Below are 23,177 nucleotides of genomic sequence, written 5' to 3'. Positions count from 1 at the left end.
GATCGGTCCCAGTCTGCGGCACAGCGGTACGTGACCGCCACAACCCGCTGCACCCAGCGGCCGGCCACCTCACACCGGCAACCGGTCAGCCGGCCTTCAACAGCAGGCCGGTGAGCGCGTCCGGCACGGTGACCATGCAGTCATGGCCGCTCCGGCGTGCCCGAACCGGCGCCGGCCAAAATCGTCGACCAACTGGCCGAGAAGCTGGACGAGTTACGTCAGCACCCCGGCCACGCGGACTCACGCCGTCCCGCGCATGACGATGTCAGCCACGGGCCCGAGGGCGGCGTTCCCCCTCGGCGTCGCTGCTCCCTGCCCTCGTCAGAATCGCGCCGGCGACAACGTCGAGGAGGTGATCGGCGCGTGGCGCGAGCGAGGGTTGATCGCCGAGCCATGCGAGCGCCGCTACCAGTGCGAACAGATCGGTGCCATCAATGTCGGTCCGCGCCGTCCCCGCGGCCTGAGCACGGGCGAGGAGCCCCGTGCCGGCTGCGCGCATGGTGACGCACGAAGCATGGAGTGCGGACTCGGTGTTCTCAAGGGCAGCCGTCATCAGCGCTGTCACGCCCCGATACTCGCGTGCGCACGCTACGCAGTCACGTAGCCATGAGAGGAGAGCATCTTCGGGCGAGCTCGACATTTCGAGCTCGCCCGCCCTTGCCGTCAGCTCGTCGAAACTCGTGCGGAGCAAGGCGTCGAGCAGTGCCTCGCGCGTAGGGAAGTGACGGAGCAGTGTGGCGAGCCCCATGTCGGCCCTGCGTGCGATGTCGCGCAGCGATGCCTCGGAGCCCTGCTCGGCGATGACGGCGCCCGCGACGGCGAGCAAGTGGTCCCGATTCTTCCTGGCGTCGGCCCGCATCCATCCTCTTCCGGTTATCCGGATCGGTGGTCCACTTGACCATCCGGATCAGTGGTCCATATATTCGGATCAGTGGTCCGGATAACCGGATCACTGATCCAGTCAGCGTACCCCCCGGAAGGGGGGAGGAGGAAACGATGCCAAAACACACGATGAGGGCGATCCGGCTGCATGAGCACGGCGGTCCTGAGGTTCTGCGATACGACGAGGTACCGATTCCCGAGCCGGGGCCGGGTGAGGTGCTCGTCCGCGTTCATGCGGTCGGCATCAATCCTCCGGACTGGTACCTGCGCGACGGGCTGAGCAACATACCTCCGGAGACGAGGCCGAAGTTCGACCTGCCCGTGATTCCGGGGACGGATGTGTCGGGTGTCGTCGAAGCCGTCGCCGCGGACGTGGGCGGCTTCTCCGTCGGTGATGAAGTCTTCGGTCTCCTTCGCTTTCCCAGCTTCGACGGCAGGGCATATGCCGAGTACGTGGCCGCGCCCGCGTCGGACCTCGCGCGCAAGCCGGCCGGCATCGATCACGTGCACGCCGCCGGGGCGCCCATGTCCCTGTTGACGGCGTGGCAGTTCCTGATCGAGCTCGGACACGATCACCCGTCGCCCTTCCAGGCGGCGCGGCATCGCCCGGTGGCCCTCGGCGCCGGCACTACGGTGCTCGTCAACGGCGCCGCGGGCGGCGTGGGGCACTTCGCACTACAGCTGGCGAAATGGCAGGGCGCACATGTGATCGCGGTGGCATCGGGCGCGCATGAATCGTTCCTGCGCGAGCTGGGCGCCGACGAGTTCATCGACTACACCAAGAGTCGCCCCGAGGAACTCGTGAGCGGCGTCGACCTCGTTCTCGACGCCGTCGGTGGTCGCGACAGCAGCCGCTTCCTGCGCACGCTCAAGCGCGGCGGCGCCCTGTTCCCCGTGTTCTTCGGCGAATACGACGAGGACGAGACCGCGAGGCTGGGCGTCACGGTCTCGGGCACCCAGGTCCGCTCGCACGGCGCGCAGCTCGCCGAAGCGGGACGCCTGCTCGACGCGGGCACGGTTCGCGTCGCGATAGACAGCACGTTTCCGCTCGCGGATGCCCGTGCGGCGCACGCACGCGCCTCGCGAGGACACATCCAGGGCAAGATCGTGCTCACGGTCGCTTGAGACCCAGGGCCTGTTGCGAAAGTCCCGCCTGCCCGCCCGGCGACGCCTGCGGAACGCCGCCGCCGACCAGCACCGGGTGGACCAGAGCCCGGAGAAGCCGCGGACGTGCGCGGGTGTTAGCTTCCCTTCCCGTGATGGAGCACCAGGATGAGACCAGGGCGGCCTACGACGGGGTCGTCGAGCTCTATGCGTCGATGTTCGCCGGTCGGTTGGAGACGCACCCGTTCTCACGGAACATGATCGGCACCTTCGCCGAGCTGGTACGCGGGACGGGGAACCCGCGGGCAGCCGACGTCGGGTGCGGGCCGGGACATCTGACGGCCATGCTGCACGACCTGGGGCTGGACGCCTTCGGGCTCGACCTCTCCCCGGGCATGGTCGACCACGCCCGGCGAGCCCATCCGGCGCTGCGGTTCGACGAGGCGCGGATGGAGGCCCTGCCGATCGAGGACGGCGCGCTCGGCGGCCTGCTGGCCCACTACTCGATGATCCATACCCCGCCCGGGGAATTGCCCGCGCTGCTCGCCGAGCAGGTACGTGTCCTGGCACCAGGGGGCCTGCTCCTGGTCTCGTTCTTCGCGACCGACGGACCGGAGCCGGTCCGCTTCGACCACAAGGTGACGCCCGCCTACAGCTGGCCGGTGGACCGGTTCGCCGAGTTGCTGGCCGGGGCCGGGCTCGTCACGTTCGCCCGGTTGCTCCACGATCCGGCCTCCGAACGGGGCTTCCTCGACGCCCACTTGCTGGCCCGCCTCCACTAGGGCCCGTGGTCGAGTCCCACGGCGCCCGTGCCCCCGCAGAGTTCGGAGTTCCGGCAGTGCTTTTCGACGTCACCCGCAGCCAACTCGCCGACATCTTCGGCGAGGACCCGATCGCGACCCTGCCCGCCACCGCGTTCCCGCCCTCCACCGCGGACACTGAGGGCGCCCGCCTCCTGCGGACCGTCGGCGTCCCCACCGGGACGCTCCGGCTGCGTGAGCCCGACGAGGACACCGGTCGGCTGCCCCTCGTCCAGAGCGTCGTCGACGTCGAGGACTTCGAGGACGCCTCCAAGGACGCGGGCGAATGGCCCGTCATCGCCTGGCTGCTCAACACCCACCTTGCCCTCGACGCCAGTTCCGGCAAGGTGCACGCCTTCGACGCCGACCAGGAGACCTGGCAGGAACTCCACACGGACGTCTCCTCCCTCATCCAGGTCACCCTGCGGTTCCAGCGCCTGCTCGAGGAGTTCACCTTCAGCGGTGACGACGAGGAAACCGACTTCGAGCGCCTGGAGCGCGAGGTCGAGCGTATCCGCCAGGAGACAAGCAGCGTTGACCCGCTTCCCTTCCAGGACGACGAGACCGTCTGGTCGGTGGTCGGCGAGGAGATCGCCGCGGGCCGGCGCTTCCGGGGCAACAGCCCGGGAGCCCGCTCCCTCTACGGGTGATCGCCGGCCGAAGTCGCCCACGCACCGCGCGGTCTGCGCGGTGCGCGGCCGCCCTGCACTGGACCGGCACCAACCCCACCAGCCCTGACGCCAGGTACGCAGAAGACCGTCGCGGTCTCAGCGGAGGAACTCGCGGGCACCGCGGAGCCGGGTCCGCAACCGCTTCTGTGTCGCGCCGCTGTCGAGGCGTACGTCCAAGGCCCCGCGCAGGGACGTGCCGGCTCGTCGTCCGGCGGGCAGCCGCGCCTCGTCGAGGCCATCGCGCCGGGCGATCAGCACCCCGAGGTCGAAGCGGCTCAGGGCCTCCGCCCCGGCGAGGTGGAACACCCCGGCTGCGTCGGACAGGGCAATCTCCCACAAGGCGGCGGCCAGATCGTCGACATGGACCGGGCAACGGATGTCGTCGGTGAACAGGATTCCGTCGCGGGTGCCGTCCGCCAGGGCGTGCACCATGCGCTCGTGGACGGACCGGCCGTGTCCGATGATCAGCGAGGTCCGGGCGACGGCGGCGTCCGGCATCAGCAGCCGCACCGCCGTCTCTGCGGCGGCCTTCGCGGCACCGTACGGGGTGACCGGATCAGGCGAGCAGCTCTCGTCGTAATGGACGCGCGCACCGGAGAACACCGCGTCGCTGGAGACATGGACCAGGCGGCAGCCCTGCTCGGCGGCGGCCAGCGCCACGCGGACGGCGCCGTCCGCGGTGACCGCCCAGTCCGCCCCGCCGCTCGACGCGTTGACCACGACCGAAGGGGACACGTCGGCGATCACCCCGGCAACACGTGCAGGGTCCCGGACGTCGAGCGGATGCCAGGCCACACCCGAGGCCCTGCCGGGCCGGGACGCGAACGTCGCGGACGTCTCCTGCCCCGCAGCGGTGGCCTGTCGGATCAGTTCACCGCCCAGGAAACCACTGCCCCCGATGATCAGAACCGTCATGAACGGACACGGTAGCGCTCGGGGACGGTGCCTGCGGCGTGCCGGGAAGCCGAATCGTGACGACGAGGCCGCCGGCGGGGCGGGGTGTGAGGTCGAGGGTGCCGTCGTGTGCTCGGACGATGCTGTGCACGATGGCCAGCCCGAGGCCGGCGCCGGCATGCTCGCCGCCGCGTATGCGTTCTGTTCCGCGTCGGAAGGGTTCCGTGAGGGTCGGTACCAGTTCCGATGCGAGCTGATGGCCCGTGTTCTCGACCCGCAGCACGCCCGCGTCGTGCTGCGGTCCGGTGTGGACCACTACGGTGCCGCCGGCGGGGAGGTTGTGGACGATGGCGTTCTGGACGAGGTTCGTCACCATCCGCAGTATCAGCGCCGCGGAGCCGAAGGTCTGTGTCGTCTCGCCGGTGACGCCGAGCGTGATCTGGCGCCTTTCGGCGAGGGGAAGCAGCGTTTCGGCGGCTTCTTCGGCTATGAGGGAGAGGTCGACGGGCTCGCGGGTGAAGTTCCCGCGGTCGGCGCGGCCGAGCAGCAGCAGGGCCTCGGTGAGGTTGATCGCCCGCGTGTTGACCGTGTGGAGGCGTTCGATGAGTTCGTCATGGTCCCGCTTGGGGTCGTCGCGGGCCGCGTCGAGGAGTGCCTGGGAGATTGCCAGTGGGGTGCGCAGTTCGTGGGAGGCGTTCGCGGCGAACCTCTGCTGCTCGGCGACGTGGGACTCGAGTTGTTCCAGCATGGTGTCGAACACGTCGGCGAGTTCGCGGAATTCGTCCTGGCGGCCTTCCATGCGGATCCGGTGGGACAGCGACCCGTTCGCGGCCATCCGTGCCGCGTATGCGATCCGGGTGAGCGGTGCGAGCATCCGGCCGGCGAGGATCCATCCTCCCAGGAGGCCGAACACGAGGAGGAAGGCCAGTGCTGTGGCCGCGGCGGGGGCGAAGCCACGCAGGAGGTCGGAGCGGTTGGGCCCGATGATGATCAAGCCGCCGAACGTCCTCCGGATGGATCTGGCGTCGGCGGTCGGTATCCAGCGCAGCACGAAAATCCATACCACGGCCAGCAGGAGAGCGCCGGCGAGGAGGAGGAATCCGGCGTAGCTGAGGGTGAGTCTCAGTCGGGCGCTGAGCCCCGGGTATCTAGTCATGGGTGCCGCCGGGGTGGGTGGTGTCCATGCCGGCGTCGATTCGGTAGCCGACGCCGGGCACCGTGGCGATGATCCACGGTTCGCCGAGTCGTTTGCGCAGTGCGGAGACGGTGATGCGGACGGCGTTGGTGAAGGGGTCGGCATTGTTGTCCCAGGCCCGCTCCAGCAGCTCTTCGGCGCTGAGGACACCGCCTTCGGCGGCGACGAGGACTTCGAGCACGGCGAACTGCTTGCGGGTGAGCGCGACGTAGCGTCCGTCGCGGAAGACCTCCCTGCGGAAGGGGTCCAGACGCAGGCCTCCGATCTCGCGGACCGGGGGCCGGGCGTGCGCGCGTCTGCGGTCGAGCGCCCGCAGCCGCATGACGAGTTCCCGCAGCTCGAACGGTTTGGTGAGGTAGTCGTCAGCTCCGAGCTCGAACCCGGAAGCCTTGTCGTCGATCCGGTCGGCAGCGGTGAGCATGAGGATCGCGATGCCGCTGCCGGAGGCGACGATGCGCCGTGCGACCTCGTCGCCGGAGGGGCCGGGAATGTCGCGGTCGAGGACCGCGAGGTCGTAGGAGTTGACGCTGAGCAGTTCCAGGGCGGAGTCGCCGTCGCCGGCGATGTCGGCGGCGATCGCCTCCAGCCGCAGACCGTCACGAACGGCTTCGGCCAGGTAGGGCTCGTCCTCCACGATCAGCACGCGCATGTCCGAAGCCTAAGCAGCACGGCATATCGCCGACGTATGCAAAGACGGGCGCACACCGGACACGTGGCTCAGCCTGCCGGTGCCGGCGCGGGGCGAGGCCGGTCCTCCGGCGCCTTTGCCGTACTGCGCCACCAGCGGCGCGACGCCAGCGCGGCCAGCACGGCGCCGGCGGTGTTGACCAGTACGTCGTCCACGGAGGACACCCGGTCCAGCCACAGGACGTACTGTGCGGTTTCGACCAGGATCGAGCAGCCCGCCCCGAGCGCCAGGATCCGCGGCACGGACGCCAGCGCCGCGAACCGCATCGGGGCGAAGAACCCGAGCGCCGCGAAGACCAGCAGGTTGCCGACGATCCCGAGCGGCCCCATCGTGAGCAGGTCCCGCAGCGGTACCAGGCTCACCCGGCGGGGGGCGGTGCCGACTCCGGCGCCCGGCATCAGGGTCAACCACAGGAACGGCACCGTCCCGTGGACCATGCCCACCTCGGCCAGCGACATCCGCCACGCCGAGGTGACGCCGGCGGCACGCCGACGGCGCGCCAGAGCCCACACCACCAGCGCGGCCAGCGGCAGCGCCACCAACGTCATGAGCACCACACCGTTGAACGTGTCGAAGCAGCCGTGCCACCGCCCGGCCATGCACATCGGAGCGGACATCATGAGCGGCCGCCGCACGACGAACGCGGCGCTCGCCACGCCGAGGATCGCCAGGCTGAGGAGCACGATCCTGCGCATGCGGCAGGCCGGTGCTGACAGGGATGCGTCGTGGTTCATGCCCCCATTGGAGAAGGAGGTCCGTTGCGGTGGCGTATCCGATTCTTGATACGCCCGCGATACACGCAATCCCCGGCAGGTGCTGGAACCTAGACGATCCGGGCGGGCAGTGAGCGGTGGCCGTTGGAGATGAAGGAGCCGACGGGCTCCAACTGTTCTTCGGGCACCGCGAGTCGCAGGGCCGGGAAACGGTCGAAGAGCGCCGGGAGCGCGATGCGGGCCTCCAAACGGCCCAACGGGGCGCCGAGGCAGTGGTGCACGCCGTAACCGAAGGCGAGGTGCTCCTTGTCGGCGCGGGTGACGTCGAACCGGTCGGCGTCCTTCCCGTGTCGCTCGGGGTCGCGGCCGGCGGCGGCGTACGCGGCGAGGATCGCCTCGCCCTTGCCGATCACCATGCCCTCCGGGCCGCCCAGTGCGCCGAGATCGAGGTCCTCCACGGCGTAGCGCAGGGGCAGGCTGGCGACCGGCGCGTCCGACCGCAGTGTCTCCTCGACCACATCGTCCCAGGTGGCGCGGCCGGCGCGCAGTTGCGCGAGCTGTTCCGGGTGGGTGAGCAACGCGTGGATGGCGTTGTCGATGAGGTTGACCGTGGTCTCGTGACCGGCGCTCACCATGAGGACCAGGGTGTCGAGCAGCTCCTGTTCACTCAGCCGGGTTCCGTCCTCCTCGTCACGGGCGGCGATGAGGCCGGAGGTCAGGTCATCGCCGGGGGACTCCCGCTTGGCGGCGACGAGTTCGGCGAGCACTACGTACAACCGCTCGTAAGCGGCGGTCATTTCGCCCGGGTCGGCGGAGGTGTCGAAGATGCGGTCCACCAGCCGCCGCAGCTCCGGCCCCTGCTCCTCCGGCAGGCCGAACAGGTCGCTGATCACCTGGATCGGCAGCGGGTAGCAGAGTTGCTCGCGCAGGTCGACGGTCCTGGAGTCGCGGCCGGCTTCCTCGATCCCGTCGAGGAGCTTCCTGGTGATCTCCTCGATACGCGGCTGGAGGGCCGCCGTCCGGCGGGCGGTGAACGCCTTGGAGACAAGGATACGAAGGCGTTTGTGGTCTCCGCCGTACGCGGTGAACATGTTCCGCACGGCGACCCAGGTGAACAGCGGCCACTCCGGGGTGATCTCGCCGGCCATGAAACGGGCCCAGTGCTGCCGGGGGTCCTTGGACACCCGCGAATCGGTGAGCAGTCGCTTGAGCAGGGCGGGGCTGCTGACCGCCCAGGCCTCCACACCGCCGGGCAGCACCACCGGGGCCAATGGGCCGCTCTCGCGGATACGGGCGGCTTCCGCGTGAATGTCACGGCCGCTCGCGTCTATCACTATGGGGCTTGGGTTTCCCATCGGGAGCCTCCCAGGCACTCGAAGTCGATACGGTACGTCACGCTACGCGGTGGACACGGGCCGCCGCGAGGGCGCGCGCCGTGCGCTGCGTACGAGATCAACTTCCTTGCTCTGGGGTCAGCAGGCAGGAACGGTCGAGGTGATCGCTCGGGTGACGGCCGTGATCGCCGGGGTGGGGCGGCCGGGCAGGCGCGCCACGAGAACACGGCGGATCTCAGGAGGCGCGCCTTCGACGTGTACCAGGCTCACCCCGGGCGGTAGCACCGGCGAGAGCCGGGACGGCACCGTCGTCACCCCGAAGCCGCCTGCGACGAGCTGGAGTTTCGTCAGCCAGTCGCGTGCGCGGTGGACGATGTGCGGCCGTCCGGGCAGACCCGGCCAGACACCGAGCAGTGGCTCGGAGTTCGACGACGGGGTGGCGATCCACGCGGCGTCCACCAGTTCGTCGGCGTGCACCGTGGTGCGGCCGGCGAACTTCCCGGTCGAGGGCGTCGCCAGGACCAGTTCGGTGTCCACGACGGTCTCGACGTGCAGGCGCGGCGACTCGCTGTCCAAGGGCCGGTGGGGCGGGCGGGACGTCAGCACGGCGAGGTCGATCGAGCCCGCCCGCAGCGCGCGGATCAGGGTGGGTGTGGTGCCCTCGGTCGTCATGACCGTGATCTGCGGGTCGGTTGCCTTGAGGCCGGTGAGTGCGGCGGGCAGGATGACGGCTCCCGCGCTCAGGAACAGTCCGAGCCGCACCAGTTCGGTCCGTGGGACGGTGCCGGTGAGGTCGGACTCGGCCGCCGCGAGACAGTCCAGGATGGTACGGGCGTGGCGCAGCAGGGTGAGACCCGCGGGGGTGAGCCGTACCCCGTCGGGGCGGCGGTCGAACAGGGTGGTGCCCGCGCTCCGTTCGAGGGAGACGGCCTGTCGTGAGACCGCCGACTGCGTGTAGCCGAGCCTGACGGCTGCCGCGGTGAAGCTGCCGGATTCCGCGATCTGCTGCAGGACCCGCAGACCCGTACTGGAGATGTCCATGCGCCATACGCATACCACGGATGCTGGATCGTCGCTTCCCGCATGCTCGCCGGACTCCTAGTGTCGATGCCGACGGACCCGGACGAACATGGAGGTCATCGCATGCGAGCAGCAGTACTGACGCGGTTCGGCGCCCCTCTCACGGTGCGGGAGATACCCGACCCCGAGGCCGGCGGCGGTGCGGTGGTGGTCGAGGTACTGGCCACCTGTGTCCCCCCGTACGCGGCCGAGGTCTTCGGCGGCGAACGGAACTACCCCCTGGAGCCTCCCGTCGTGCCGGGGGTCGGCGGCGTGGGACGGATCGTCCACGTCGGTCCGGACGCCACCCGGCTGCGCACCGGGGATCTGGTGTGGTGCGACTGCACGGTGCGCTCGCGGGACGACGCCCTGACACCCGACATCACGCTTCAGGGCTGGAGTTCCCGCGGCGAGGGCGGCGCGCGGCTGGCCCGGTATCTGCATGACGGGGCGTTCGCCGAACTCATGCGGGTCCCGACGGAGAACGTCTACGCGCTGCCGGCCGCCGCGGGGGACGACCCGGCCCGCTGGGCCGCGCTCAGTGTGCACACCATCTCTTACGGCGGGCTGCTGGCAGGCGGGCTCGCGGCTGGTGAGACGCTGCTCGTCAGCGGGGCGACCGGCAACCTGGGCAGCAGTGCGGTCGCGGTCGCGCTCGCGATGGGGGCAGGCCGGGTGGTCGCGCCGGGCCGCAACCGGGCAGCGCTCGGCCTTCTCGCCGACCGGTTCGGTCCGCGTGTGCGCCCCGTGCCGCTGACCGGGGACGAGGCCGTCGACCGAGCGGCGATGTCCGCGGCGGCCGACGGCCCGATCGACATGGTGATCGATCTGCTCCCGCCGAGCGCACCCAGCTCCGCGGTGCGTGTGGCGGCCATGACCGTGCGCGAGTACGGCCGTGTCGTCCTCATAGGCGGCGTCGGCATGCTCGGTGGAGACGCCCTCGCGCTCCCGTACCCGTGGATCATGCGCAACTCGGTCACCGTGCGCGGCCAGTGGATGTACCCGCGCACAGCGAACGCCGGCATCATCCGGCTCCTCGCCTCGGGCACGCTGGACCTCGCCCCCGAACACGTCCGGTCGTTCGGCCTCGATGCCGTCAACGACGCCGTGGCGTACGCCGCCTCACACGGTGGCCCGTTCGACCGCACCACCCTCGTCCCAGTGGCAACTGTCAGGCCGGCTAGCACCAGGTGAAGCCGGAAGCCCTCCAAAACCTCGAGGCCATCGACCGGTTGTTCGGCGAGACGGACGTCCGCGGTCACGCCAGTCGGTGGGCGAAAGCACTGACTGCCGATATGTCCTGGGGTGAGGCACGAACTCTGGCCCGCCGGACCCTCGTCGCCCGGCTGGGCGGCTGGCGTCTGCCACTGCCACGCCGCGTGCCGCCTCGACACATCCATGACTGATCACGTTCGTCCGTATGCGGTCGGATCCCCCCGTACCGCCGCCCTCAGGGCCTCAGTGCCTCAGGTCCGCGCGGCCCGCGGCGGCGACGACGTGATCCCTTTCGGCGCGCGTGAACAGTCCCTCGGACAGCCATCCGTCCGCAAGGGCGCGCACCGCCCGCACGAAGCGGCCTGAGGTGGCGAAGGGAGCCTGCTCCCAGAGCACGTCGAGGAAGGTCAGTCCGTCACCGCGGGCCCGGTTGGGTACGCCCGAGTCGGTCGTGCCGAACACGACGACAGGTTCCGAGCGCTTGAAGTAGGCGTGGTAGCGGGTGTCGTCCGCTACGTGGAACGGTGCGAGGGTCAGGCCGTGCGTGGTGAAGTGCATGGGGCGGCCCTCGGGTCGGATCGAGTCGGCGAGGTCGCCCCGGAGTGTGAAGTCCTTGTAGAAGGAGAACACACGGAATTGCCGTTCCTGGCTCCTGGCGACCAGCAGGACCGGCCCGTAGAACACCGACTGGACCATGGGGTCGTCCAGGGCCCTTTCGATGCGAAGGCGGTAGGGGGTGGAGATCCGGATCCGGTCACCACGCCTCCAGTTCCTGCTCAGGGTGAGGTAGCTGCCGGGCACCGCCTCGGCCTGTTGCCGGACCCCGTTGACCGTGACGGTGAACCCTCCCGTGGCCCAGGACGGAACGCGGAGCCTCACGTCGAGACTGCCGCTGCCCTCACGGATCGTCAGAGTGCTTACGCCTTCGGCCGGGTACGCGCTCGTCTGCTCGACGACGAAGCCCCGCTCCGGCCACCGCAGCGTCGAGGCGAGATAGAGGTTGACGTACAGGGCGGTGCCGTCGGCGGAGCAGAAGTAGACCGAGTCCTGGTATTTGGTGTGGTTCTCCATGCCGGTGCCGCCGCAGCAGGTGCCGGTGTTGTCGTACTCGCGCTGCGCCCCTGGGCCCATCCCGACGAAGTAGGTGACCTCCGGGCTGTCCGTGCTGGGGGCGTCCCGGCGGGAGGCGAGGATGTGGTTGGTCAGGCCCCGCTCGTAGTAGTCCATGCAGGCGGGGTCCTGCTGGTGGAAGAACAACTGCCGGCTCAGCTTGAGCATGTTGTACGTCGCGCAGGTCTCGGCGTTGTCGTCGTCCAGGGTGGCCGCGATGGCGCCCCTGGCGCGGAACATCTCGCCCTGACCCGTACCGCCCAGGCTGTACGTCCGGGGGCCTGCCACCATGCCCCAGAAGTTGCGGGCGGCGTCGGCGTACTCCTCCTCCCCTGTGGCGTCGAACAGCCGCAGGTACCCGGTGAACTGCGGGATGTGCTGGTTGGCGTGCCTGCCCTCCAGGATGTCGCGCTTCTCGGCGCAGGCCTCCAGCAACGCCGTGTTGTCGAAGCAGCGGGCGGCAGCGAGGTGCTCCTCCCGTCCGGTGAGGGCGTACAGGTCCGCCAACACCTCGTTCATCCCGCCGTACTCCCCCGCGATGTAGATCGACCACATCCGCTCCAGTTGGGCCTTCGGCAGACGCCCGAGCCGGCTGTGCACCCAGTCGCCCATTTTCGAGGCGATGGTCAGGGCCTGCGCGTTCCCGGCCAGGGTGTGCGCGTCGAGGAGACCGCGCATGATCTTGTGGCAGGTGTAGTACGGCGCCCAGATGGTGGGGTACGTCGTGTAACTCTCCAGCAGGATGAACTGCGTCTCCGGGTACGCCGCCAGGAAGCCCGGGTGGCTCGGTTTCGGCGATCCGTGCTCCGCCAGGGCCTGCTGGCACTCGCCGAGCGCTCCCACCAGGTAGTCCAGCTTGGTCTTGAGCGCGGCCTCCCCGGTACCGGCGTACGCCTGGGCGATCAGTGTGAGGAAGTGGCCGCCGTAGTGGCCGCGCAGATTGCCGTCTGAGGTCTCCCAGCCCCCGGGCGGCTGGGCACCACGGGTGTCGAGCCCGGCATTGGCCCGGAAGACCGCCAGGATGCGGTCGGCCGGATATGCCCTGGCGTAGTCGAGCATCAGGTCGCGCTTGCGGCGGAACACGCCGTCACCGAGCGTCACCTGGTCCAGTGGGAAGGGGCGCACGGCCCAGGTAGTCGGGGCGTGCACCGGAGCCGCGTCGGCCCGGGCGGTTACTGCGGACGGGACCGGGCCGGTCGTGTCGGCGTACGCCGGCGGGGTGGCGTACTCGAGCGGGGCCGCGGACGCGGCCACGGCCGCGAATTTCAACAGACGGCGTCGGGTGGGCGGTTGGGACATCGTCGGACTCCGGTCATCGGCTATCGGCTATCGGCTATCGGTCATGAGGGGCTGTCCGGCGGGGTGGCACGGTCCGGTTCCACGGCCGGCAGCCACACCCGCATCGTCGAAGGCCCGCGGTTCGCCCAGGAGTGGTAAGGGACCAGGACGATCCCCGTGCGGTCGGCGAACGGCGTGGCGGCGGTCGCGTCGAGCGGCCGGTACGGCCAGGCCTTGTCGCGCTGAACGTCGTACGCGCTGATCTGCCCAGCGGCGACCACCGTGTCGTCCGTCCCGTCCTCCGGCGGCGTGGACGGGTCCACCCGGATCACGTCGACGTCGTGTCCGTCCGGCAGATCCACGGACTCGGCGCAGTACACCAGCGGCCCGCGCTGGACGGCCACCGTGCCCCGGACGGCGTCGACGCGCGGGTCGGCCCTGATCCAGCGCGGCCGGACGGGCAGTTCGAGGCGGATCTCGTCACCGGGCCGGAAACGGCGGGTCACCTCGGTCATGCCCGGGGTCACGGTACGGCGGGCCCCGTCCGGATCGACCAGCCATGCCGTGGCGCCCGCCGTCCACGCGGGGACGCGCAGCGAAACGGTCCACGGGCGGTCGGCCGGCGACCGGTCGATGCGCACGGTCACGCTTCCGCCCGACGGATAGTCGGTACGGACGCGCAGCGCGACCCCGTGGCCGCCTGCGAGTGAGGTGGCGATCTCCGCGTCGGCGTACTGGTGCAGTTGCACGCCGTGGTCGTCGGCCGTCGCAAGGTACGCGGGCAGCTGGGCCAGTGTCCGCGCCACGTTGGTCGGACAGCAGGACACGGCGAACCAGGGCGCGCGCAGGCTCGACTCGGCGCGCGGGCTCACCGCGTCCATGGCGGGCACGGCGCCCCGGTGGCGTCGGTGCAGGGTGTTGGCGTAGAAGAAGGCCCGGCCGTCCTCCGCCGGGGAGGTCGCGACCACGTTGAACAGGGTCCGCTCGGCGAGATCGGCGAAACGCGGCTCGCCGGTGGCCAGCAGGAGCCGCCAGCTGAGCATCACGGAGGCGACGCCCGCGCAGGTCTCCGAGTACGAGCGGTCCGGCGGGAGGACGAAGTCGTCGCCGAAGGACTCGTCCCGGTGGTGCGATCCCATGCCGCCCGTCAGATGGGTCCGTCGGGCGACCGTCGCCTCCCACTGCCGGACGACCGCGTCGAGCAGGTCGTCGTCCCCCGTCTCCACGGCCACGTCGACGGCGCCGGCCGCGAGGTAGAGGGCGCGGACGGCGTGGCCGCGCAGCACCGCGGCCCGTCGTACGGGCAGGTCGTCCTGGTGGTAGGCGCGGCCGAACTCACCGTCGGCGAGCGTGCCGTGGCCGCGGCGGTCGACGAAGAGCGCGGCCTGGTCGAGGTAGCGCTGTTCCCCCGTCAGCCTGGCGAGTTCCACCAGGGCCGTCTCGATCCCGGGGTGGCCGCAGACGCCCTCGATGCCGCCCCGCCCGAAAGTCGCGCAGACGTGGTCGGCAGCCCGTCGGGCGATCTTCGTCAGCTCGCCCTCGCCCCGGGCGCGGGCCTGGGCCACGCCCGCCTGGATCAGGTGTCCGTGGCAGTAGAGCTCGTGGCCCCATTCGAGGTCGCTGTAGCGGGGCTGCTGTCCGGGGTGGCCGAAGGCGGTGTTCAGGTAGCCGTCCGGTTCCTGGGCGGGTGCGACGGCCTCGGTGAGTGCGGCGATGTCCGCGTCGAGCGTGCCCGCGGCGCCGGCCTGCCAGGCCATGGCCTCGAGGAGCTTGTAGAGCTCGGAGTCGGCGAACTCCCGGCCGCGCCGGTCCCGGTGGACGCGACCCTGCGCGGCGGCCAGGAAGTTGCCGGTCCAGCCGACGCGTTCCATCCAGTCGCGGCAGTGGCCGAGCGTGGCGCTCTCGTTGGTGTGACGGCGGCGAGCCCAGAATCCCCCGGTGATCCTGACCTCGTCGAGACCGAGCGGTCGCAGCCTGCCGCGGGTCGGCGCCACGGGCAGGACGGGTGACCCCGCTGTGTTCTCCTTCACCACTTCATGCCTTCGGTTCGTCCCTTCGGTTGTCGGGCCGGGTCGTCCGCGCGTCAGCCATCGGTCATCAGCCCTTGAGCGCGCCGGACATGAATCCCCGTACGTAGTGCCGTTGCAGCAGCAGGAAGAGGACGAGGCAGGGCACGGCGAGGACCACCACGCCCGCCTCGGTGGCGCCGTAGTCGACGGCGCCCATGCTCTGCTGCCGCAGGTTCGCCACGGCCAGTGGCAGCGGCGCCTTCGCGCTGTCGGAGATGAGGATCAGCGGTGCGATGAAGTCGTTCCAGGCCGCGAGGAACGCGAACAGACCGACGGTGATCAGTCCCGGTCGCACCGCCGGGAGGAGGACCCGCCGCAGCGCGCCCGCCGTGCCGCAGCCGTCGACCAGCGCCGACTCCTCGAGTTCGCGGGGCACCGCCTCGAAGGAGATCCGCATCATGAAGGTGGCGAACGGCAGTTGGAACATGGCGAGCACCAGGCTCAGCCCGATCAGCGAGTTCTGCAGGTGGAGTCTGCCGAGCAGTACGTAGAGAGGGATGAGGAGGGTGGCGTAGGGGACCATGAGGATGGCCAGCGTCACCAGGAACAACAGGTTCTTGCCGGGGAAGTCGAAGCGGGCGAAGGCGTAGCCGCCCAGCAGCGACACTCCGAGGGTCAGGGCGACGGTCAGGGCGGAGACGACGGTGCTGTTCAGCAGGTACTGCCACAGGCCCGCGTCGTAGTCGAGCAGCGTCCGGTAGTTGCCGAAGCCGTAACCGGACTCCTGTGCGGTGCCGGGCTGTCCACTGACGGAGGCCCAGGCGTTCCACAGCAGCGGAAAGAGGAAGACGACGGCCAGACCTCCGGCGACGACGTAGTGGGGCGTCCGGCCGAGGGCGCGGGTCAGCACCGTGGTGTCCCTTCTCATGAGCCGCGGCTCATGACTCGTCGGCGCGGCGAAGACCGCGGAACTGGAGGGCGTTGAGCAGGAGCAGGACGCCCAGCACGGTGATCGACAGGGCCGCCGCGGTGCCCAGGTTCAGCCGCTGGAAGGCCTCGCGGTAGATCAACTGGACGACGGTGACGGTGCTGTTGTCCGGTCCGCCCTTGGTGAGGATGAAGAACTGGTCGAAGGCGAGCAGCGATCCGGTCACGCACAGCAGCAGCGTCAGGGCGAGGGACGGCCGCAACAGCGGCAGCGTGATGGAGCGGAAGATCTGGCCGCGGCTCGCGCCGTCCATGCGGGCGGCCTCGAACACCTCCTGGGGGATGCGCTGGAGGCCCACGAGGAGGATCAGCATGTAGAAGCCGGCGAACTTCCAGACGATGAGGAAGACCGTCGACAGCAGGGCGGAGGTCGGTGTGCCGAGGAAGGACACCGGGCCGTCGACGAGGCCGAGTTTTCCCAGGATGCGGCTGAGCGGGCCGGTGGTGGGGCTGTACAGGCCCCAGAACAGCAGGGACGCCGAGGCCAGTCCCAGGGCGCCGGGCAGGAAGTAGACCGTACGGAAGAAGCCCGCCCCGGGCCGGGACTCCTGTACCAGCAGGGCGAGGAGGAGGGCGAGGCCGAGGAGTACGACCGTGACGATCACGGTGTAGAGGAGGGTGAAACGGATGGCGGGCCAGAACAGGGTGCTGTCGGTCGCATCGGTGTAGTTCTCAGGGGCGTTGAAGCCCCGGTCGCCCGCGAGGAGCGGCCAGTCACTGAGCGACATCTGCCCGACGAGCAGCAGCGGCAGCAGGAAGAACACCGCGACGAACACGGCCGTGGGGGCCGCGTAGGCGAGACCCTTCACTTTGCGGGACCGCCACCAGGGCGGGGTTGCGCGGGACGGACGGACCCGGCGTTCCGGCCGGGTCCGGGGTTCGGCCGCCGCCGGGTCGGCTGCCTTCACCTGCATGACTCTCCTCTGCCGTGTGACGTGGGAGGGGTGCTGCGGGAGCCGGGCGCCGTTCAGTCGGCCAGCGAGGCGCTGACCGCTTCGTTGTCCTTGTCGACGGACGACCCGTCGCCGAAGACGGCGTCGCGCATCAGCTTCAGCCAGGGCCCGTTGGGGTCGTTGAAGGTCTGGCCGAACTTCAGCGCGTACGGGGTCCGGCCGTCGGCCACGAGTTCGTTGATCGTCACCAGTCGCGGGTCCGCCTTGGAGTACTTGTTGGACGCGAGGTCGGTGCGCGCCACCACGTCCTTGTGCGCGGCGACCACCTCGACCTGCGCCTTGTCGCCCAGTGACCAGGCGAGGAAGTTCCAGGCCTCGTCGGCCTTCCTGCTGGTGGCGGAGATGCCGATGGCGTCACCGCCGACGAAGGTGGACTTACCGCCGTCCGGTCCGGGGATGGGCGCGACGCCGAGGTCGAGGCCCTTGGGCATCAGCCCCAGGGTGGTCGACGGCATGGGCATGACGCCGACCTTGCCCTTCGGGAAGACCGCGGTCCAGGTCGTGCCCGTCTCCTCGCGTGCGCCGGGGGCCACGATGCCGTCCTTCACCCATCCCCGGTAGGTGTCATAGACCTTCTTCGCGGTGCCGGAGGCGAGAGAAGCCGCGGTTCCGTCCTTGTCGAGCACCTCTTCCCCGGCGGCCCAGACGGACGGCCACCAGGTGAAGACGCCGCAGCCGCCGCAGTTGCCGCCGAAGAAGGTGCCGTTGACGCCTCCGCCCAGCGCGTCCACGGCCCGTGCCTGCCGGTCCCACTCGCTCAGGCTGGTGGGCGGCTTGTCGGGGTCGAGCTTGGCCTTGCGGTAGAGGTCCTTGTTGTAGAAGAGCACCGACAGGTCGAGGGTGTGCGGCACGACGTACTTCTTGCCCTTGTACGTGCCGGCCTTGATGTGTGACCGGGCGAGGTGCTTGGCGAAAGGCAGGGCGTCGATGCGATCGGTGAGGTCGGCGAACAGCCCGCTGGAGGTGTAGTTGGGGACGAACACCACGTCGGAGGCGAAGAGGTCGGGCAGGTTCTTGGACCCGGCGGCCGCACCGACCTTGGCCTGGTAGTCGTCGGTGGGGACGACGGTCAGCTCGATCTTGTTCTTGTGGCTCTCGTTGTACGCCTTGACCAGCGCCTCGCTCTGCGGCCGGGTCGCCGCACGCGTCCACATCGTCAGCTTCGCACCGTCGTCGACGCCGTCGGCATCCGCTGCCCCGCCTTCTCCCCCACTGCCGGAGCCGCCTCCCCCCGACCCGCAGGCCGTGACCAGACTCGCCGCGGCGAGCAGGGCGACGGCACCGGTGACGAGGCGGCGTACGCGTCCACGTGGTCCGACCGTGCTCCCCATGTTCGCTCCCCCTCTTGTCGCGGCAGGCCGAGCGCGGCCTGCCGTCGGTGCGATGGATGCCGATGGCTGTGGTGGCACTGGACCGTGTGGCGGGAAAGGGCCGAAAAGGTTTTCTGAGACGCTAGAACCCGACTTGGTGCTCGTCAATCCCCTTGCAGCAAGCGGGTGTCGCCGGATCATCGCAAGGCAGGACGGACCCGCCTCCGAAACCTTTCGCGTACTGTTCTACGCCCGACGTGTCAGCCCCGACGGCCTCGGCACGCGACACGAGACAGGAGCACCCATGGCACAGGCCACCGACCCCTCTCGTTCGCAGCCCGCCACGCTCAGCGACGTCGCCCGGCTGGCAGGCGTGTCCATCGCCACCGCGTCCAAGGCGCTCAACGGCCGCAGCCAGGTACGCGCCGAGACCCGGCAGCGGGTGATCGACGCGGCCGAGCGGCTGTCGTTCCGGCCCAACCAGCTGGCCCGCGGTCTGCTCGCCGGGCGCACCGGCACCGTCGGTCTGCTCACCAGCGACCTGGAGGGCCGGTTCAGCATCCCGATCCTCATGGGCGCCGAGGACGCCTTCGGAGCGGGCGAGGTCGCGGTGTTCCTCTGTGACGCCCGTGGCGACACCATCCGCGAGCAGCACCACGTCCGCGCGCTGCTGGGCCGCCGGGTCGACGGCCTCATCGTGGTGGGCAGCCGGACCGACCCGCGTCCGTCCCTGGGCCGCGAGTTGCCCGTCCCCGTCGTCTACGCGTACGCGCCGTCGGAGGATCCGGCGGATCTGTCCATCGTCCCCGACAGCGTGGGCGCGGGCCGGATCGCCGTGGACCATCTGCTCGCCTGCGGCCGCAGCCGGATCGCGCACATCACCGGCGACCCCGGATATCTCGCGGCGCGGGAGCGGGCCGAGGGCGCCCGGTCCGCGCTCGCCGACGCCGGCCTCGCCCTGGTCGGCGAACCACGGTTCGGGGCGTGGTCGGAGGGCTGGGGACGGGCGGCCACCGCGATGCTGCTCGACCAGCACGCGGACGTCGACGCCGTGCTGTGCGGCAGCGACCAGATCGCCCGCGGCGTCATGGACGTACTGCGCGAGCGGGGCCACCGGGTGCCGGAGGACGTGGCGGTCATGGGCTTCGACAACTGGCAGATCCTGACCTCCGCCTCCCGCCCACCGCTGACCAGCGTCGACATGAACCTCGAACAGGTCGGGCGGGCGGCCGCACGCGCCCTGTTCAGCGCGATCGCCGGGGCCCGGCTCTCGGGCGTCGAGACCCTGCCCTGCCGCGTGGTGATCAGGGGGTCCACCGCGCCGCTGTCCTGATCTCCGCGACCGGCACCCTGGGGCCTCTCGCAGCCCTCTTGACACTTCCGGGGCCCACACCTACGTTGCGAAAACCTTTTAGGTTCGTTTCAGCACCTCTCGGGGACGCGGGGGAAACACTCCCCGGCCGGCCCCCTTGCTCGCACTTCAGCGCTTCCACGTGCACAGCTGTATGTCATGAGCACTACATGAGCGACGGCGATCGATGCCCCTTCACCATGCGCGCCCGGGTGCAGGCGCTTGCTGTCGACCGGACAGGGAGCATCCGATGAGAAGAAGTCCAGAAACGGCAGGCCCTGTGATGAAGCGCCTCCTCCTCGCGCTGGTGCTCATCGTCTGCTCCGTCCTCACCGCGGCCCCCGCCCACGCGGCGCAGACCATCGGGTTCCCCACCTTCAGCGGACCCGCGATCCCGTCCCCGCCCGTCGCCTACACACCGGGCGACATGATGCGGAGCATCTACGACGCGGAGAGTTCGGGAACCGACTTCTGGATGGACCGCCTGCTGGCCCGCTCCGGCGACGACCCCTCCGGACCCTGGCTGATGAGCCGTGGCCGCGCCGTCTTCATGAAGGAACACGACCCCTCCAAGCTCGGGTTCGGCGGCAAGGTCGCCTACTGGGAGAGCATCAACGACAACAGCGCCTACACCGTCGCGATCACCCCGGGGACCTTCACGGAGCAGGTCTCCCAGCGTTGGCAGGCCCCCAGTTACTGGAAGAGCGTGCACACCAGCGGTTCGATCACGGTCAACCAGACCAAGTTCATCACCGACAACAACGTCGCCGTGACCAACCTGTCCATCAAGAACAACGGCACCAGCTCCACCACACTGCAGTTACGGGCGACATCCCCGTACGCCACCACGGGCACCGGCAGCGAACTGACCGGCCAGGTGAACGCGTACAACAACCTCACGACCATCCGCCCCCGGCTCACCGGCGACGGCTTCGCCGTCTCCAGCGGCGGCCTCAACCGGTCGGTGACGATCGCGGCCGGAGCCACGGTGACCACGAAGGTGGTCATGGGCTTCGTCACCGACGAGATCCCCGAGTCCCTCACTGAGTACAACGCCTATGCGGGCTACTCCCCCGCGACGGCCTTCGCGACCCACGTCAGGGCCTACAACCTGTGGTGGGCGCAGAACGTGCCCTACATCGACGTGCCCGAGCCCGCGATCAAGAAGAGCATCTACTACCGCTGGTGGCTGATGCGCTTCAACAGCCTCGACGCCGACATCCCCGGGCAGACCTTCCAGTTCCCGACCTCCGTCGAAGGCGCCCTCGGCTACAACAACGCCATCGCGCTCACCCAGCCCATGCACATCGACGACCTGAAGTACCTGCGCAACCCGGCCTACGCGTACGGGGACTGGCTGAACGTCGGCCAGATCTCCAAGAACGGCCGCTTCCTCGACAACCCCGGCGACCCGGAGAACTGGTCCAACAGCTACACCCAGTACATCGCCGAGGCCGCGTGGCGGAGCTACCAGATCCACGGCGGCCAACCCGCCATCGCCGGCAACCTGGCCCACTACGCGGAGGGCGACGTCAAGGGCCAACTCGCCTACTACGACCACGACAACAACAAGCTCATCGAGTACGACTGGGGCGCCCTGACCGGCAACGACGCCGACGCGGTCTCCTTCCACTGGAAGCCCGGCAACATGGACCGCGCCGAGTCCGCCTACCAGTACAGCGGCGCGCTCGCCGCCGCCCAGGCTTACGAGGCGACCGGCAACACGGCCAAGGCCACCGAGATGCGCACGCTCGCACAGCAGATCAAGGACGCGATCCTCAACGTGCTGTGGAACCCGAACCGGCAACTGTTCGAGCACCGGTTGAAGTCGACCAACGAATGGGTGCCCTGGAAGGAGATCAACAACTACTACCCGTTCTCGGTCGGAGCCGTCCCCAACACGGCGACCTACAAACAGGCCCTGCGCCTGTTCGACGACCCGGCCCAGTACCCCGTCTTCCCCTTCTACACGGCCAACCAGGCCGACAAGAAGGCGGCGGCGGACGCCGGCAACCCGGGCTCGAACAACTTCTCCACCATCAACTCCACCGTCCAGTTCCGGCTGTACTCCTCGGTGCTGCGGAACTATCCCAACTCCTGGATGACCGCGACCGACTACAAGAAACTGCTCTACTGGAACGCCTGGGCGCAGTACGTCGGCGGCAACACCCAGTGGCCCGACGCCAACGAGTTCTGGGCCGACTGGAACGGCAGCGGCATCGACTACCGGTCCTGGATCCACCACAACATCCTGGGCAGCAGCAACTGGACCGTGATCGAGGACGTCGCAGGCCTGCGGCCCCGCAACGACGCCAAGGTGGAGCTCTCCCCGATCGACATCGGCTGGGACCACTTCACCGTCAACAACCTCCGCTACCGAGGCGCCGACCTGTCCATCGTCTGGGACGACCCGGCCGACGGCGTGGTGCGCTACCCGGGCGTCCCGGAGGGGTACTCCATCTTCGTCAACGGCAACCGGGTCGCCACCGTCGACTCGCTGGTGCCCTTCACCTGGGATCCGGCCACCGGTGACGTCACCACGAGCGGCACGGTCACCCAGCACTCGGCCGTCCCCGCCCTCAAGGCCCCGGGCCAGGTCGTACAGGACAGCCCCCGGCTGGTCGACATGTTCTCCAAGGCCGGCGTCGACCTGACCGCCGACCTGACCGACCTCGCGGCCGGGGCGACCGCGACCGCCTCCTACACCGGCTCCGGCAGCACCCTCTCCGGCGCGGTCGACGGCTATCCCACCAACGAACCGTTCTGGGGCGCCGGCGGCTCCCCCAACAGCCAGGACTGGTACGAGCTGAACCTCGGCACCACTCGTACGTTCAACGAGGTGCGCCTGTACTTCAAGGACAGCCGCCCGGCGAGCACCACCTACCGGGCCCCGTCCTCGTACAGCATCCAGTACTACAACGGCAGTTCGTGGGTGAACGTGCCCGGCCAGACCAAGAGCCCGGCGGCACCGCGGGCCAACTACAACCTGGTGCAGTTCCCCGCGGTCGACGCCCAACGCGTACGGGTCCTCGCCACCAACGCCTCCGGGGCCAGGACGGGCCTCACCGAGGTGAAGATCTTCAACCGGGGCGGCGTCCAGCCACCGGTTCCGACCAACCTGGCGACGTCCGCGACGGCGTCCGCGTCGTACACCTCCTCCTGGGAGAGCGTCAACGCCGTCAACGACGGCATCGACCCGCCCTCCTCCAACGACACCGTGAACCCGCGGTGGGGCACCTGGCCGGAGACCGGACAGCAATGGGCCGAACTGACCTGGCCGTCGGCCAAGACCATCGACAAGGCCGAGGTCTACTTCTTCGACGACGACCAGGGCATCGACATGCCCGCCTCGTGGAAGCTCCAGTACTGGAACGGCAGCGCCTACGTCGACGTGCCCGGGGCGAGCGGCTACCCGCTGGCCAAGAACCAGTACAACACCGTCACGTTCACCGCGACGAACACCACGCGACTGCGGGTGCTGCTCACCGGCAACGGCACCAACTCCGTCGGCCTCCTCGAAGCAAAGGTGTACGGCCCGTGACTCGTTCCCGACGCCTGTCCGCGCTCCTCGCCCTCGACGGGGGTGAATCAGAACGGCGGCAACTGCCTCGACCTGCCCAACAC

The 23,177-nt window shown here is 69.7% G+C and carries 18 protein-coding genes; 6 read left to right on the top strand and 12 right to left on the bottom strand.

Features of this window, described 5'->3' with window-relative positions:
• Positions 1 to 265: 265 nt before the first annotated feature.
• The gene (locus tag ACH45E_RS16155; protein WP_361438465.1) at positions 266 to 859 is read right to left on the bottom strand and encodes a helix-turn-helix domain-containing protein; all 594 of its coding nucleotides are present in this window, start codon (positions 857 to 859) and stop codon (positions 266 to 268) included.
• A gap of 137 nt (positions 860 to 996) precedes the next feature.
• Here ACH45E_RS16155 and ACH45E_RS16150 point away from each other — a divergent pair, with 137 nt between their 5' ends.
• From ACH45E_RS16150 to ACH45E_RS16140, 3 genes are all read left to right on the top strand, one after another.
• Positions 997 to 2,007, top strand: coding sequence for an NADP-dependent oxidoreductase (locus tag ACH45E_RS16150; protein WP_361438467.1), 1,011 nt, complete (start codon positions 997 to 999; stop codon positions 2,005 to 2,007).
• A gap of 131 nt (positions 2,008 to 2,138) precedes the next feature.
• Positions 2,139 to 2,768 (top strand): class I SAM-dependent methyltransferase, encoded by a 630-nt coding sequence (locus ACH45E_RS16145; protein WP_361438469.1) that lies wholly within the window; start codon positions 2,139 to 2,141, stop codon positions 2,766 to 2,768.
• Positions 2,769 to 2,824: 56 nt separating this feature from the next.
• Positions 2,825 to 3,436: an SUKH-4 family immunity protein gene (locus ACH45E_RS16140; protein ID WP_361438471.1), complete on the top strand. Its 612-nt coding sequence runs from the start codon at positions 2,825 to 2,827 to the stop codon at positions 3,434 to 3,436.
• Between the two features lie 117 nt (positions 3,437 to 3,553).
• On the opposite strand, the gene ACH45E_RS16135 is transcribed toward ACH45E_RS16140, so the two are convergent.
• The 6 genes from ACH45E_RS16135 to ACH45E_RS16110 form a co-directional block, all read right to left on the bottom strand.
• Positions 3,554 to 4,372, bottom strand: coding sequence for a sugar nucleotide-binding protein (locus ACH45E_RS16135; RefSeq protein ID WP_361438473.1), 819 nt, complete (start codon positions 4,370 to 4,372; stop codon positions 3,554 to 3,556).
• Positions 4,329 to 5,507, bottom strand: a complete 1,179-nt coding sequence (locus tag ACH45E_RS16130) for a HAMP domain-containing sensor histidine kinase (RefSeq protein WP_361438475.1) — start codon at positions 5,505 to 5,507, stop codon at positions 4,329 to 4,331. The genes ACH45E_RS16135 and ACH45E_RS16130 overlap by 44 nt, the downstream gene beginning before the upstream one ends.
• A complete protein-coding gene (locus tag ACH45E_RS16125) occupies positions 5,500 to 6,195 on the bottom strand; it encodes a response regulator transcription factor (protein ID WP_361438477.1) in 696 nt (231 codons plus the stop codon). The genes ACH45E_RS16130 and ACH45E_RS16125 overlap by 8 nt, the downstream gene beginning before the upstream one ends.
• Positions 6,196 to 6,263: 68 nt before the next feature.
• Positions 6,264 to 6,968 (bottom strand): VanZ family protein, encoded by a 705-nt coding sequence (locus ACH45E_RS16120; RefSeq protein WP_361438479.1) that lies wholly within the window; start codon positions 6,966 to 6,968, stop codon positions 6,264 to 6,266.
• A gap of 89 nt (positions 6,969 to 7,057) precedes the next feature.
• Complete coding sequence (locus ACH45E_RS16115; RefSeq protein WP_361438481.1) at positions 7,058 to 8,302, bottom strand: cytochrome P450; 1,245 nt, start codon at positions 8,300 to 8,302, stop codon at positions 7,058 to 7,060.
• 117 nt (positions 8,303 to 8,419) lie between these two features.
• Positions 8,420 to 9,322: a LysR family transcriptional regulator gene (locus tag ACH45E_RS16110; RefSeq protein ID WP_361438483.1), complete on the bottom strand. Its 903-nt coding sequence runs from the start codon at positions 9,320 to 9,322 to the stop codon at positions 8,420 to 8,422.
• Positions 9,323 to 9,424: 102 nt separating this feature from the next.
• Between ACH45E_RS16110 and ACH45E_RS16105 the strand changes: the two genes are divergently transcribed.
• Positions 9,425 to 10,534: an alcohol dehydrogenase catalytic domain-containing protein gene (locus ACH45E_RS16105; protein ID WP_361438485.1), complete on the top strand. Its 1,110-nt coding sequence runs from the start codon at positions 9,425 to 9,427 to the stop codon at positions 10,532 to 10,534.
• Positions 10,535 to 10,798: 264 nt separating this feature from the next.
• Here ACH45E_RS16105 and ACH45E_RS16100 read toward each other — a convergent pair whose 3' ends face one another.
• The 5 genes from ACH45E_RS16100 to ACH45E_RS16080 all read right to left on the bottom strand — a co-directional run bounded on the left by ACH45E_RS16100 (position 10,799) and on the right by ACH45E_RS16080 (position 18,223).
• A complete protein-coding gene (locus ACH45E_RS16100) occupies positions 10,799 to 12,964 on the bottom strand; it encodes a beta-L-arabinofuranosidase domain-containing protein (RefSeq protein WP_361438487.1) in 2,166 nt (721 codons plus the stop codon).
• A gap of 41 nt (positions 12,965 to 13,005) precedes the next feature.
• Complete coding sequence (locus ACH45E_RS16095; RefSeq protein WP_361438489.1) at positions 13,006 to 14,973, bottom strand: beta-L-arabinofuranosidase domain-containing protein; 1,968 nt, start codon at positions 14,971 to 14,973, stop codon at positions 13,006 to 13,008.
• A gap of 67 nt (positions 14,974 to 15,040) precedes the next feature.
• Entirely contained in the window at positions 15,041 to 15,862 is an 822-nt protein-coding gene (locus ACH45E_RS16090) for a carbohydrate ABC transporter permease (protein ID WP_361439135.1), read from the bottom strand.
• Between the two features lie 28 nt (positions 15,863 to 15,890).
• Positions 15,891 to 16,853, bottom strand: coding sequence for a sugar ABC transporter permease (locus tag ACH45E_RS16085; RefSeq protein ID WP_361438491.1), 963 nt, complete (start codon positions 16,851 to 16,853; stop codon positions 15,891 to 15,893).
• A 53-nt stretch (positions 16,854 to 16,906) separates the two neighbouring features.
• Entirely contained in the window at positions 16,907 to 18,223 is a 1,317-nt protein-coding gene (locus ACH45E_RS16080; RefSeq protein ID WP_361438493.1) for a sugar ABC transporter substrate-binding protein, read from the bottom strand.
• A gap of 283 nt (positions 18,224 to 18,506) precedes the next feature.
• On the opposite strand from ACH45E_RS16080, the gene ACH45E_RS16075 reads away from it, so the two are divergent.
• On the top strand, positions 18,507 to 19,535 hold the full coding sequence (locus ACH45E_RS16075) for a LacI family DNA-binding transcriptional regulator (RefSeq protein WP_361438495.1): 1,029 nt from the start codon (positions 18,507 to 18,509) through the stop codon (positions 19,533 to 19,535).
• Between the two features lie 301 nt (positions 19,536 to 19,836).
• The gene (locus ACH45E_RS16070; RefSeq protein WP_361438498.1) at positions 19,837 to 23,094 is read left to right on the top strand and encodes a discoidin domain-containing protein; all 3,258 of its coding nucleotides are present in this window, start codon (positions 19,837 to 19,839) and stop codon (positions 23,092 to 23,094) included.
• Positions 23,095 to 23,177: the final 83 nt, after the last annotated feature.

Origin of the sequence: Streptomyces sp. NPDC020299 (genome assembly GCF_044387825.1) — a bacterium.
GTDB lineage: Bacteria > Actinomycetota > Actinomycetes > Streptomycetales > Streptomycetaceae > Streptomyces.
Note: the sequence above shows the minus strand (reverse complement) of the source record. Positions and strands in the feature narration are given on the sequence as shown.